This window comes from Priestia sp. SIMBA_032 (assembly GCF_046535215.1).
Lineage (GTDB): Bacteria > Bacillota > Bacilli > Bacillales > Bacillaceae_H > Priestia > Priestia aryabhattai.
On the sequence record NZ_JAWRXD010001231.1, the window covers coordinates 1 to 250 of the forward strand.

General features: G+C 66.4%; 1 pseudogene. It reads left to right on the forward strand.

Annotated features, from left to right (window positions below):
- Positions 1-250 (forward strand): annotated as a pseudogene (locus SB717_RS38255) (hypothetical protein); the annotation flags it as partial.

A 250-nucleotide genomic window follows, 5' to 3' on the forward strand; every position in this document is an offset into this window, starting at 1 on the left:
AGGTGATCCTGCTGTTCGTCATTCTTCGCCCGCTGCGCCGCGTAGCCGGCGAAGTGGCCGTGATCAAATCGGGGCGTCGCGCGGGTATCGAGGGTCGCTACCCGTGCGAGCTGCGTCCTCTGACCGACAACCTCAATACTCTTCTGGCCGCCGAGCGCGACAACGCCCGCCGTTATTCGGAGGCGCTGGCCGACCTGGCGCATGCGCTCAAGACACCGGTGGCCGTGCTGCGTGCACGACTCGACTCCAG